Annotated in this window: 11 protein-coding genes; 9 read left to right on the top strand and 2 right to left on the bottom strand. The window is 35.3% G+C overall.

The annotated features are described in order from the left end of the window. Positions 1-125: 125 nt before the first annotated feature. The 7 genes from U8521_RS00660 (at position 126) to U8521_RS00630 (ending at position 10,761) form a co-directional block, all read left to right on the top strand. Positions 126-1,853: an ABC transporter ATP-binding protein gene (locus U8521_RS00660; protein WP_334351536.1), complete on the top strand. Its 1,728-nt coding sequence runs from the start codon at positions 126-128 to the stop codon at positions 1,851-1,853. Continuing rightward, on the top strand, positions 1,846-3,621 hold the full coding sequence (locus U8521_RS00655; protein ID WP_442886104.1) for an ABC transporter ATP-binding protein: 1,776 nt from the start codon (positions 1,846-1,848) through the stop codon (positions 3,619-3,621). The genes U8521_RS00660 and U8521_RS00655 overlap by 8 nt, the downstream gene beginning before the upstream one ends. 94 nt (positions 3,622-3,715) lie before the next feature. Beyond that, the gene (locus tag U8521_RS00650; RefSeq protein ID WP_334351534.1) at positions 3,716-4,363 is read left to right on the top strand and encodes a recombinase family protein; all 648 of its coding nucleotides are present in this window, start codon (positions 3,716-3,718) and stop codon (positions 4,361-4,363) included. A 294-nt stretch (positions 4,364-4,657) separates the two neighbouring features. Then, complete coding sequence (locus U8521_RS00645) at positions 4,658-6,172, top strand: NlpC/P60 family protein (protein WP_334351533.1); 1,515 nt, start codon at positions 4,658-4,660, stop codon at positions 6,170-6,172. Between the two features lie 25 nt (positions 6,173-6,197). Then, complete coding sequence (locus U8521_RS00640; protein WP_334351532.1) at positions 6,198-8,891, top strand: MucBP domain-containing protein; 2,694 nt, start codon at positions 6,198-6,200, stop codon at positions 8,889-8,891. Between the two features lie 457 nt (positions 8,892-9,348). Continuing rightward, entirely contained in the window at positions 9,349-9,537 is a 189-nt protein-coding gene (thmT, locus tag U8521_RS00635; RefSeq protein ID WP_135371339.1) for a 2-hydroxymuconate tautomerase, read from the top strand. 33 nt (positions 9,538-9,570) lie between these two features. Continuing rightward, positions 9,571-10,761: a DUF2075 domain-containing protein gene (locus U8521_RS00630; protein ID WP_334351531.1), complete on the top strand. Its 1,191-nt coding sequence runs from the start codon at positions 9,571-9,573 to the stop codon at positions 10,759-10,761. A 33-nt stretch (positions 10,762-10,794) separates the two neighbouring features. Here U8521_RS00630 and U8521_RS00625 read toward each other — a convergent pair whose 3' ends face one another. Continuing rightward, positions 10,795-10,980, bottom strand: a complete 186-nt coding sequence (locus U8521_RS00625) for an LBP_cg2779 family protein (protein ID WP_135371341.1) — start codon at positions 10,978-10,980, stop codon at positions 10,795-10,797. 35 nt (positions 10,981-11,015) lie between these two features. After that, the gene (gene lepB, locus U8521_RS00620) at positions 11,016-11,681 is read right to left on the bottom strand and encodes a signal peptidase I (RefSeq protein ID WP_334332770.1); all 666 of its coding nucleotides are present in this window, start codon (positions 11,679-11,681) and stop codon (positions 11,016-11,018) included. Between the two features lie 165 nt (positions 11,682-11,846). On the opposite strand from lepB, the gene U8521_RS00615 reads away from it, so the two are divergent. Both U8521_RS00615 and U8521_RS00610 read left to right on the top strand, forming a co-directional pair. After that, on the top strand, positions 11,847-12,608 hold the full coding sequence (locus U8521_RS00615) for a hypothetical protein (protein WP_334332769.1): 762 nt from the start codon (positions 11,847-11,849) through the stop codon (positions 12,606-12,608). Between the two features lie 56 nt (positions 12,609-12,664). Next, on the top strand, positions 12,665-13,639 hold the full coding sequence (locus U8521_RS00610; RefSeq protein ID WP_334351530.1) for a hypothetical protein: 975 nt from the start codon (positions 12,665-12,667) through the stop codon (positions 13,637-13,639). Positions 13,640-13,646: the final 7 nt, after the last annotated feature.

Genomic DNA, 13,646 nt, shown 5'->3' with positions numbered 1-13,646 from the left:
AACAAAAACTTGAATCAACAATACCACTGTAATAAGATTAAAACATAGTTTAATAGCGCCACGGATTCCTCAGTCCTCACTAGGGTTTTGGGAATTCGTGACGCTTTTTTTAGGAAGTGAGTTCTTTGTTTCATATTGTAATGGAACATACTCATGGGAAAGCCCGTTGGAGTTTCTTCTTGGCGCCCATGATTATGTTAGGAGAAGTTTTTTGTGATTTACAGCAACCAACTTTAATGTCACAAATTATCGACCAAGGTTTGGCCAAAGGAGATTTAAATTTCGTTATTCAACATGCCGCCTTGATGTTAATGTTCGCAGTGTTAGGCTTAATCTTTGGTGGAAGTTGTGGAGCTTTGGGGAGTTTCGCATCATTGAAGATGGGCGAATCGTTACGGAGTCATTTATTGAAAGTTTCCTTAAATGATCGGCAACCTAAAACTTTAATGCCAGCGACCTTGATTACACGAATCACTAACGATGTAACGCAGATGCAAAATTTGGTTATGATGGTGACTCGTGGATTAGTACGTTCACCGATGCTGCTCTTTGGTGGAATCGTGATGTCGATCATCATTTGTCCTGATTTAGCACCCATTTTAGGTATTATTATGCCAATTTTAATTGTCTTTTTGATTGTGGTCGTTAGACGTAGTATTCCTAAATATACACAAATGCAGCAATCAGTTGATACGGTTAACCGAGTTATGCGTGAAAATTTGCAAGGTGCCAAGACTATTAAGGCTTACGTTTTAGAAAAACACCAACTGAATCAATTTACGGACCAAAATCAAAATTTACAACAGAAGAGTCAAGCTGCCGCTTTAGCAACAGTGATTTTATTGCCGGTTATTCAGTTGATGTTGAACTTTGGGGTAATTATTGCGATTGGTTATGGTGGTAGTTTGGCTATTAGTAACACCATCAGTGATGGACAAATTATTGCTTTCGTTAACTATATGATCCAAATCACGAATGCGATGATCCAGACAGTTAATATCATTACGGCATTTTCTAGAGCTATCACTAGTTCAACCCGTGTTCAAGAAGTGTTAGATATGGAACAGGCTGAAGAACTTCCCGAAGCTGTTCAATCAATGCCTGAATCAAGTGATATTGAATTCGAAAATGTTACCTTTGGTTTTGCGGACAGTAAACCAATATTGGATCACGTTAGTTTTACATTAAAAAATGGTCAGTGGTTAGGAATTATCGGTGAAACTGGATCTGGTAAAAGTTCGTTAATTAATTTATTAACTCGTAAATATGACCAATACCAAGGAACGATAAAAATTGGTGGAATCGATATTCAAAAAATGAGCTTAGAGTCAGTTCATAATAAAATTTCTGTAGCTTTGCAGGATTCTCTTTTATTTTCCGGTGATATTCACACTAACTTGGCTTATGGAAACAATGCGGCAACTATAGATAATCTAAATCAAGCTAGTGATGTATCGATGAGTTCAGAATTTATTGACCAACTTCCAAATAAGTACCAGTCTGAAGTTGAACAAGCAGGTAAAAATTTCTCAGGTGGACAAAGACAACGCTTGAATATTGCTAGAGCTTTAGTTCCTATGTCAGATATTTTAGTGATGGATGATGCCACTAGCGCGGTGGATCAGGAAACCAATAGTAAAATTAAAGAACGTTTGGAAAAATTGCGTCACAAAATGACTACGATTATCATTTCTCAGCGAGTTACCAATGTTTTGGACTGTGATCAAATTATTGTTTTGGAAAATGGCAAAATCACGGCTTCAGGAAATCATTTAGAATTAATGAAGAAATCGCACTTTTATCGCGACTTAGTTAAAACACAGATGGGAGATGTTAGTTTTGGACATGCATAGAAGAGGGCCACGAAACATTCATCCCCAGAAAGTTTCTTTGAACAATTGGAAAGAAACCGTTAAGAGAATGTGGCAATACTTGGAGACTTATCGAATTAAATTACTGGTCGTCTTTTTATTAACCATTGTTACGACATCGGTAACTATCATCGGTAATCGAATGAATGGTATTGTTGTCGATAAATATATTGATAAGAATCGTTTACATGCACTGATCATGGTTTGTCTTTTCTTAGCCATAATTTATTTGATTTCGAGTGTCTTCACATATTTTCAAAATTCAATCATTATTAAAGTTGCTCAGGCAACAAGTAATAAAATCAGACAAGATGTTTTTACCAATCTACAAAGATTACCAATGAAATATTTTGATACGCATGATAACGGAGACGTTATGAGTCGACTGACCAATGATGTCGATAATATCAACACGGCATTGATGCAGACATTCGTTCAACTCTTTACCGGAATCATTAGTGTTATTGGAATGGGCCTAGCGATGTTGATACTTTCTCCAATATTGACTTTGATTGCTTTGCTCAGCACAGTGATGACTTATTTATTTTCAAGAGGAATTGCTAAATTGACCCAAAAAGCTTTTACGATTCAGCAGAATTCTTTAGGTGAATTGAATACACAAATTGAGGAGACTGTTTCAGGGAAACAATTAGTACAACTTTTTAATCACACAGATGTAACTTTGAAAAATTTTGATCAAGTTAATGCACAATATACCAAATCAGCCTTTAAGGCTCAGTCACTATCCTCAGTAATCGGACCTTTCAATAATATGACTAATAACATTGCATATTTGTTGATCACAGCTGTCGGTGCTATTTCGATTATTGGTGGATATGGCAATATAACCGTCGGAGTGATTTTTACATTTTTGATTTATTTGAGAAACTTCACAGGACCAATCAATAATGTCTTGAATCTGATCAATACCTTACAGTTGTCCTTAGCAAGTGCTCAAAGAGTTTTTGAATTAATTGATGAGAAACCAGAAAAAGACGTCAAAGATGCACTCAGTTTAAAGAAAGCCACCGGTCATGTGGAATTTCAACATGTTTCATTCGCTTATGATAAACGTCTAATTTTGAAAGATATTAATTTGACGGCCAATCCTGGTGAGGTGGTAGCGTTAGTTGGACCGACCGGTGCCGGTAAGACAACGATTATGAATCTTTTAACGAACCTTTATCCTTTGGAAAAAGGAAAAGTGCTGTTAGACGGAATCGATGTCACGCAAATCAAACGAAGTGATCTACGTAAGTTAGTTACCGTTGTTCAACAAGAGTCATTTCTATTTAACATGACCATCATGGAAAATATTCGTTTGGGTAAACCTTCGGCTACAGATGAAGACGTCCATACTGCTGCAATCAGAGCTAATGCGGATAAATTTATTCGACAGTTGCCCAATGGCTACGCAACCAAATTATCAGAAAATGCAACCCAACTGTCGCAAGGACAACGTCAACTTTTGAGTATTGCTCGAGCTTTTATCGCCGAATCACCAGTTTTAGTTTTGGACGAAGCCACGGCCTCAATCGATAGTCAGACTGAAGTTGATGTCCAAAAAGCGATGACTGCTTTAATGGAAAAGAAGACCAGTTTTGTCATTGCACATCGTTTGTCGACAATTCAGAATGCTGACCAAATTTTGGTTATTAATCACGGTGAAGTAATTGAGCGAGGTAATCATCAAAGCCTTTTAGCTAAAAATGGTTTTTACGCTAAATTATACAATAGTCAGTTTGATTAAATATTTTAATTGAAATAGATTTAATAAAATGACACTCTTATTTTTGTCCGTTTATTTATTCGAATAAATGGTATTAAAAAGGGAGTGTTTTTTTATGGGAAAAAATTCAAATGAAAAATCAATTAGAATCGGTTATATTCGAGTTTCAACGGCTGAAGATCGACAAAAACTTGGGTATGAAGCTCAAAAGCGGATATTGAAAAATAATCAGATTGATTATCTTTTTGGGGAAAAAATTAGTGGTCACAAGGACAATCGACCAGAATTCAAAAAAGCCATTCGTTTGGCTAAGAGAAAGGCTAAAAATAACTATCAAGTTACTTTTACGGTTGTGAAATTGGATCGCGTTTCAAGAAAAATGAGTTCTTTATTGAATATTTTGGAAGATTTGAAATCTAATCAAGTGGCATTTGAATCGATTAATGAGAATATAAATACCGAAAGTGCCACTGGTATTTTAATGATGCAATTGTTGGCAATGTTCAGTGAATTTGAAGTCAATACTTTACGTACTAGAACTAAGGAAGCTTTAAGACAAGCTCGATTAGATGGAAAAGTCCTAGGGCGACCAGCATTTTCTGAAGAAAAGAAACAACAAATTGCTAGATTGTATCGAAATCCAGATTTAAGTGTAAAACAAGTAGCACAAAAGTGTGGTGTTTCTGAACGTACAGTTTACCGAATTGCTAAAGAGAAAAACCTATCTCGAATATTTATAAAAGGGTCTTCATTTATCAATTAGTTTGATGTTATACTATTCACATAAAAATTATGATAAAAGCTGTCATATACGAACGTAACTGACACAAACAAAAAAGTGCTGATACAACTGAAAAAAATTCAGTTATATCAACACTTTATGGGGCACTATTTAATTTTAAATTAGTCTGTCAAATACGTTCGTTTATGGCATATATATCATATTGTATTGAAGGGGATAATTTTTAAAATAGTAAAAATTCTATAAGATTTTGTTTATAAAATGAGTTTTTAGGGATTCTAATTATTTTCAATGCATATATAAGGGGAGAAAAATATGAATAAACGATTCAAGTCCGTTTTGATTTGTGGCGTTGCTTTGACAGCGCTTACTTTGTCTCAACAAACTGTAAAAGCGGATACAACAGACTCATCAAACGAACAACCAGTCCAAACGGTTAAATCACGGGCTGTAGCCCAAACAAATACTGATACTGAAACTCCATCCCAAACTGAAAACACTTCATCGGATAGTATTGAAACCTCAGAGGATGTGACAAGTGCAGCTGATGATGAAACTTCCACTGGAATTTCAGAAGAAAATGCAACAGCTAATTCAGAGAATACTGACGTTCAAGCTGATACAACAGAAGATCAAACTGATCAAACAGCTACTACACAAGCAAATTCCACTTCAAGTAACATCACACCTTTGAAAGGTATTGTTGATACAAAAGGTATCACTAGTCTTTATACACAAGATGGTACTTTGATAGATAATCGTAAGTTAGCTGGTAATACTGCTTGGTTGACTGATCAAAAACTGATTTACAATGGTCAAACATATTATCGTGTTGCTACTAACGAATATGCCAATGCGGACAGTGTTGTTTTAACTTATGGACATCAAGAAAGCGGAATCGTACGTGTTAAACAATGGGGAGCAGCAAGTTATTCACGCAACGAATCTGGATTCTACAGAAATGGTCAAGCAAATTATCAAGCTAATACAGCTTGGAAATATAATCGTGTCGACAATTCAAACGGTCGTACTTATTACCAAATCGGTGGCAATATCTGGCTAAATAGTGATGATACTGCTGTAGGACCTGCTTACCAAAATCCAAATGGTTGGCTACAAATTCAAACAAAACAAATCAAACCAAGTGGCGGTTCAGTCGGTTATGACCTATACAACGGCGTGGAAGGAATTAAGGTTTGGTTAGTTAGAAGATATTTCGGTTATTCAAACGCACATACAATTTATGATGGTTCAGTTGCTTCAAGTGTTAGAAATTTACAAGCTAGAAAAGGATTACCAGTTACTGGAATTGTTAATTTAGCAACTTGGAAAGCCATGGGATATTCCGAAGCTGACTGGTATGGAATCGATTCATATGTTGCACCACTACAAACAAACATCACAAGTACCCGTTCACAACATATTGAAGCCATGATCAACCAAGCATACAAATATCTTGGCAAACCTTGGATCTCGGGTGCCGCAAGTATGCCTGCTTATGGTGTTGACTGTTCTGGATTAGTTACACAAGCTCTATACGCTTCTGGAATTGATTCAGCTCCAATCTCAAATATTCAACATGCCCAACCAGGTCATGAATGGAACAGTCGTGATTACTGGGCTGACAACAGAATTCCACATATCAATTTCAACAATCGTCAAAGAGGAGATTTAATCTTCTTTACCGATCCATCAACAGGTATTATCTGGCACGTTGGTATCTTGTTGAACCGCGACACAATGATCGAATCATGGCCATATGCCGTCCAAGTTCACTCAATCTATTCAAGCCGTGGCAATATTGCAGGGGTTAAGAGAGTATTTTCATAATTTAAAATAAGGGGATTTAAATTACATGGATTTCAAAAAGAAGCGCCTAGAAAAAGCACTAGAGGATAAAACTTATCGAGTAAAATTAGTACACGGAAAAAAAGGCTGGTTAGCAGTTGGTTTAACATTCATCACCTTATTTAGTGCTTCAATGTTTGGACAAAAAGTTGAAGCCAGCGCCGTAAATAATGTGGCGGTTGCCAATTCTGCTAATAGCAACTATGTTCAATTGTGGAGTGACGTTACAAGTAGCTCCATTCATAAAGCTAACCGGGGATTAGCAAACGGAACTGCTTGGAAGACCGCTAAAGCTGTTAAAGGTTATGATGGTCAAACTTACATTTTAGTTGGTGGTAACGAATATGCCAATGCTAACCAAATGGATCTAGCAGACGAAACATCAAAGCAAGACTTATCAGGAATTGTTTTGACAAACGTTGAAAGTAAGCTTTATACAAATCCATTGGCTGCTAATGGCCCACAATTAATCACTAACCGTGGACTTGCCGACAATACAGCTTGGAAGACTGATGAAAAAGTCGTTGTCAATGGACAAACTTATTATCGTGTAGCAACTGATGAGTGGATCAAAGCTACTAATGTTACTTTGACGAGTGAATCTTCTCGAGGTACTAAAGACTATACAAAGAATTCTCCAATGGCTGATACTGTTGTTGACACTAATAACAATAGCAACAGTGGTTCAACTACTACGCCAGTGGATCCTGACAAGGACAAAGAAGTTAATATAATTATTAACTATAGAAAACAGTCAACTCATTCAGCTGATTCATATATTATGAAGAGTGAAGTTAAAAAGGCTAAACTCGGTTCAAATATTACAATTGATGCTCCAGAAATTCCTGGTTATACGGTAGTACCTGGAGAAAATGGTCAAACTTATGAAGTTAAATATGATGGAGAAACTTTCAATATTCCTTATACAATGAATAAGGGAACAGAGATGTCCAATTTTGTCACTTATACTCTTAAGTTCGTAAATGAAAGTGGTGACCAAATTCAAAAACCTAGAACCGATCAAGCCGCAATTGGTACTACAGTAAATGAAAATGCTGATCAAATTGACGGATATGAATTAGTTGGTAATGCCAATCAAGCATTAACAATTAGCAAAGATGGCGACAATACAATTACTTTTGTTTACAAGAGTAAGAAAACAGAAACAAATAAGACTGCAAATGTTACTTTAACTTATAGTGATGAGAATGGTAACGAGATTGCCAAATCCAAAGTGCTTGAAGATCAAAAAGTAGGCACATATATTGCAGAAACGCCTGTAGCCATTGATGGATATACATTACTCTCAGGTCATGACTATGGCACAATGGTTAGTCCAGATGGAACTTCACGGATTAATTTTGTTTATCGTAAAAATGCTGATACAACAGCAGAACCAAATGATGAAAAAGCTGATGTTACAATTAAGACCATTGATAGTACTGAAAAAGTATTACTTCCAAATACTGTAACGCCAGATAAAAACATTGGTGAAGATTTTACAATTGCAGCACCAATTATTGACGGTTATACGCCTGATAAGACCAATAAAACCGTTGTAGTTAAAAAAGGCGGTTCTGAAATTACTTTTGTTTATACTAAAAAAGCTCCCGAAGTAAAGAAAGCTAATGTAACGATTAAAGCTGTTGATGAAAATAACCAATCATTAGTTGCAGATGAGGTAGTAAAAAATCAAGAAGTTGGTAAATATTATTCTACTAAGGCCCCAGTTGTAGAAGGTTATACACCTGACGAAGCTAATAAGTCGGTAAAGGTTTCTGAAGAGGGTTCAACAATTACATTTATCTACACTAAGGATGCCGTTGCACCAAAGACAGCTACTATTACAACTAAATTTGTAGATGAGAATGACAAAGAAATTGCCAAGTCAACTACAAGTGAGGCTAATATTGGTGATAATTATCCAGCAAAGGCAATTGATGTAGACGGGTATACTGTAAAAGGTGACGCTACCAAAAATGTAACTGTTGATGGTGATAAAACTGTCACATTTACATATGTAAAGAATGCAAAAGCTGAAATGGCACCCTATACTATTCAAATGTTAAGTGCTGAAAATGGATATGTGGTTGGCCGAGGAATTGTTACAGACGGCGAAATTGGTGAGACAATAACTGTGAAGGCACCTGAATTATCTGGATATGATATTGTTGGTGCAACTTCAAAGGAAATTACAATAAATAGCAATGGCGAGACCACTGCAACATTTAGATATAAAAGAAATGAAACAAAAATGAAGGCGCTAATTTCACAATTAAATTCCGAATTGTTTAAATTAACAAATGAATTTAGAGTTAAAAATAATGTACCAGAATTGAAATCAGATCCCGATTTACAAGCTGGTGCTGAAGTAAGAGTTGGCCAATTAATCCATGCTACTGATGTATTACATACTGATATTGGACATAATCAACCTGATGGAACAGATTTTAGTGAAGAGTCCCATCTAGCTAATTATGTTTATGAACATGGACCAGTTGGAGAAAACATTGGATATGGTGGAGCAGTAGACTCAGATATTTCAAAATGGGCTCAACATATTTTTGATTCTACTATTGGAGATAGCGTGCATGCTCAAAATACGTTGACGCCAGATTATGTTGCTGGTGGTTTTGCTGTAGGAATTTCACCAGAAAATAATAATGTTTATGCCGTTACAGATTTTGGTATGGGAGATTAACTTTCTTCTTCAGCGTGTGAGTACTTTGTTGTCTGAAGATTAATTGTTCAAAACATCTTTACTTACTAAACAGTTATTTAGATTATAAAAAAGTTCTCATTATAATATTTCAATTAGAGAATATTGTAAAAGCAAAATAAATTATGTATGATGTAAGTATAAATAAATATTTATATGGTTACTGGTAATCCAAAGATGGATAGAAAAATTATTACATCCGTGTATGTAATGAGAAGGTTGCTCTTACCTTTAAAAGGGATAAAGTTGTTGTTACATCTGTGTATGTAGCGAGAATCCAGCCATCGGATAAAATCAGAAAGAGTCGCACAATTAGTTTTATGTGACTCTTTTTTAGTGAGGTGGTTTTGATGCCATTGATAGTAAGTAAATTAACATTTAAAATCCCAACAAATTGTGAGATAATTTAACCACGAATTACCAAAAAGGAGAAATAACTATGCCACTAGTACACATTGACCTAATCGAAGGCCGTAGTCCAGAACAACTCAAAGGTCTTGTAAAAGACGTTACTGAAGCTGTTACTAAGAATACTGGAGCACCTGCTGAACACGTTCACGTTGTTTTGAATGAAATGGCCAAGGATCATTATTCAGTTGGTGGAATTTTGAAGAGTGATGAAAAATAAAAAGCCGCAAGGCTTTTTTATTTTGGAGGTATTATGTTAACATCAGTTTTCCCAAATAAGGAACTTACAGACGAACAAGAAGCCGTTTTTGAGCAAATATTAGGATTTACTAAGGATGCTTTGAAAAACCAGCAGAAGTCCATTTTTCAATTAAATGGGGATGCTGGAACGGGGAAGAGTGTCATCTTGACGCAACTCTTTTTAAAATTGGAAAAATTGACTAAAGTAAATCAAACTCAGAATTATTTTTTGGTCAATCATCCCGAATTATTAAAGGTCTATCAAGAAAATGCTGGTGAATTTGCTGAGTTGCGCAAGAATCGATTTCTACGCCCAACAACTTTTATCAATCGGGCACACAAGACCGGGAAAAAGGCTGATGTTGTTGTGATAGATGAAGCCCATCTTTTGTTGAGTGAGAGTGATAATTACAATAATTTTCGCCAAAAGAATCAGTTACAAGAAATAATCAAATTGAGTACCGTGGTAATATTTGTTTTTGATTCACGCCAAGTTTTGAAACTGAAAAGTTATTGGTCAGAGAATTTGTTACAAGAAATTATTCCGAAACGAATCAATTTTGCTTCGGCGACTTTAAAAACACAGATGCGTATGCAGGCACCAGCAAAAGTATTAAATTGGATCGATGATTTAACTGATAAAAAACATCTGGATGAAATATTTGAAGAAAATGGCGACTATTTAACAATGGATTCCGATTATGATTTTCGAGTTTACGCCGATGCCGAAAAGATGTACCAAGATCTGAAACAGAAAAATCAGCAAATGGGTGAGTCACGAATCGTTGCAACAGCTGATTATCCCTCCACTTTGGATGGCAAAAAGCATTTTATCAATGAAGGAAAATTTCATTTGCCATGGGATCAGTACAACTACTCCAAAACTACTTGGGCCCAAAAGCCGGAAACAATCGATGAAGTTGGTTCGATTTACACGGTTCAAGGCTTTGATTTAAATTACGTTGCAATCATTATGGGACCCTCGGTCAAATTGGCAGATGACGGAAATATCGAAATTGATATCACGCAATATGAAGACCAGGAGGCCTTCAAAAAACGTCACAATCAAGATTTAACTGATCTTGACCAAGTAAAAGAGCGAATAATCCTAAATTCAATGAATGTTTTACTAAAGCGGGGCATCAAAGGGTGCTTTGTTTATTTTCATGATCCTAAAGTTTATCAAAAATTAAAACGACAATAAAAAAACGACAACCAATTTTGGCTGTCGTTTTTCTTATTGATGTAACTTAATATATTCTAAAATAGTTTTCTTTTCATCAGCGGTTGCGGCGTATTCACCTGACTTCAAGTTGTGAACTCTTTCAACCGAAAGATGACTTTCAAAAGCAAATTGTGTATCATTCATATCCTTATCTTTTTCATACTGAATGATCATTTCAGCAATACTTGGTTTGTCCATGAAACTACCTCCAATAAGTTTGTCTAAACTTAAAACTAAAAGACTGTCCATCGAGTCAATGGCCAATAACGCCACTTAACCTCTCCAACGATGCTCTTCTTATTAATAAAACCAATGATTCGACTATCTTTTGATACTGTACGATGGTCTCCTAAAACAAAGTAGGTTCCAGCTGGAACTTTATTAGTCTTTTCAACTTTCTTTAGATAAGATTCACTGTATCTTTCTTTATATTCAGGCGAATTCTTAGCCAATGTGCTTAAAGTGAAATCATACGTGTAACTGTAAGGTTTACCCGCATATAGACTAGTGTCAGGCTCTTTTTTCTTGGAACCAGCTTTAAGGAAGTCCTCTTTGTATAGTTTACCATTGATATACAATTTATTGTTCTTTGAAACGACAGTATCTCCTGGTAGACCAATAACTCTCTTGATGTAGAATGAACCAGGTTCATCGGGGGCCTTTAAAATGATGACATCCCCACGAGAAATCTTTGAATGTCTCGCCGCAATAACCTTATCTCCATTCTCAAAAGTCGGTTGCATTGATGGCCCAGATACTTGATCGTTGGCCAAAATAAACTTAAACCCTAAAAAGAAGACCGCATAGATTGCAACAGTCATTGCAATAGTCTGAAGCCAAAACTTCCAACCCGTTTCTTCTTCTTTTTGAGGCCGACGTCTTCTTTTATTTTCTGCCATGTTTCACCTCTTATATGTTCTACTTAAGATATTACACTTTTTCTAAATTATTGGAAATAAATGTACAGTTTTGGCGAAAAAACTTTAGAAAAAGATAATTTCTTTATGTTCTGAATCTAGTCTAGTAAACTGATTACATAATCTAACGCATAGTTAGGAGAAAAGATGGATTATATTGAAATTTTAAAAAGCGATTTAGCAGTTTTACCAAATGGTAATATGTTTAATCTTAAAGTTAAATTGATTGAACGGATAGTTGCTAGCTTGGAAAATAAGCAATTGCCAAAGTATCATTTTCCCAAATTGCAATTAAGTGAATCGGAAATCACTTCGATTATGCAAAAAAATATGTTTTTGTCAGCACCAGAGTTTGAAGAGATGTCAAATAATTTGGAAAAATTCGATCATGATTTAGGCGAATTGCGGACATTTTTGCAACAAGAATTTGGTTACTGGGCTACTATCACACAGGATTTTGTGGAACAATTAGTAATCGATTTTCCTGATCAAAGTTTTTTAGAACTAATGGCAGGTAACGGCTATTTGTCAAAAGGCTTACGAGATTTGGGAGTAAAAACTTACTGTACCGATAATTTGAGCTGGTCTAAACACGATCAGACTGGCAATCAACTTGTAACTGAAGTTGAATCTCTGGATGCCATTTCCGCGTTAGCCAAGTATGGTTCTCAAGTTGATAACGTAATCATTGCTTGGAGTCCGGATAGAGAAGAGATCGATCTGCAAATTTTACAAAAAATGCGAAAAATGGATGCTAATTTCTTATTGATCGGTGAAGTCGACGGTGCTACTGACAGCAAAGAATTTTGGAATGAGGCTAAATTAGTAACCGATTCGCGGATCAAGCAGATCAATCGCGTCTATTCACATTATGATTTAGTTCATGATCAATTATACTTGGTTAAATAATTAGTTGTTTAGTGTAAAATAAGATACCAGTAAGACAAATAAATTAGGTGAAATTAATGAAAAAAGTAATATCAAGTATTGTTATTTTTTTAATTGTCCTGTTGACCGGAGTTGCTATCTCAAAAAGTGACTCGATCAAGTACAACAATACGATGAATCGACTAGGGATGAGCGATCAAGCCCTAGTTTTGAAAACTAAATCGAAGAAGAATTTGAAAACAGTCGTCACGCAATTAAGTGAGACGAAAAAACTGTCATCGTATCAATTGATCTTCTTTGATAAGGGTAATAGTGATCTGGGTTATATTTACAGTCATAAAAAATTTACTAAATTACCAATCACTAGTGGACGCTATTTCTCAGAAGATGATTTCATTTCTCAAATTCCTTTTGCAATTCAAGGTAAAAATTCTCAACTAGAAGCGTATAAGCCACAAGGACAAGCTTATATCAAACTCGATGACCGTTATATTTCAGTGATTGGTAATGTTGGATTTGATGGGGCCGATATTTTGAATAGTCAAACTTTAGTTTCACTTTCACCGAATCAGCCTAGATCAAAGTTTCATTTGAATGAAGTTACCACCGTTTTGGATGGGAATGCTTTAAGTAATAAAGATACTTTAGCTAAGATCAAAAAGATTATGAAAGTAAAATCAACGCATAAATACGTTCCACAGACAGATGATTTTACGAATGTTGAAACGACTAACAATGGTGAAATGTATCTCGTTGGAATTGTCTTCTTGTTTGTTTTGATTTTAATCGTTGATTTCTATATTTTAGTACCATTGAAGTATGATTTATCACGTTCGCACTTGACTGGTGATTTAAAGAATAATTATCGAAATGGATTAATGGTGCGTTATTTGATTTATACGTTGGTACCGTTCGTGTTGGGATATTTTGCAGTTAATTGGAAAATTGCAATCATTAGTCAAAATACGTTCAATTTATTTATTTTAGTTTCAGTATTGATCACGATTTTGGTCGGTATGTCACAGATTATTTTTGTAAAAAAGACGGAGTGAATTATTA

It is taken from the genome of Companilactobacillus miaonis (assembly GCF_036913615.1).
Classification (GTDB): Bacteria; Bacillota; Bacilli; order Lactobacillales; family Lactobacillaceae; genus Companilactobacillus.
This window is presented reverse-complemented; position numbering and strand designations above follow the sequence as displayed.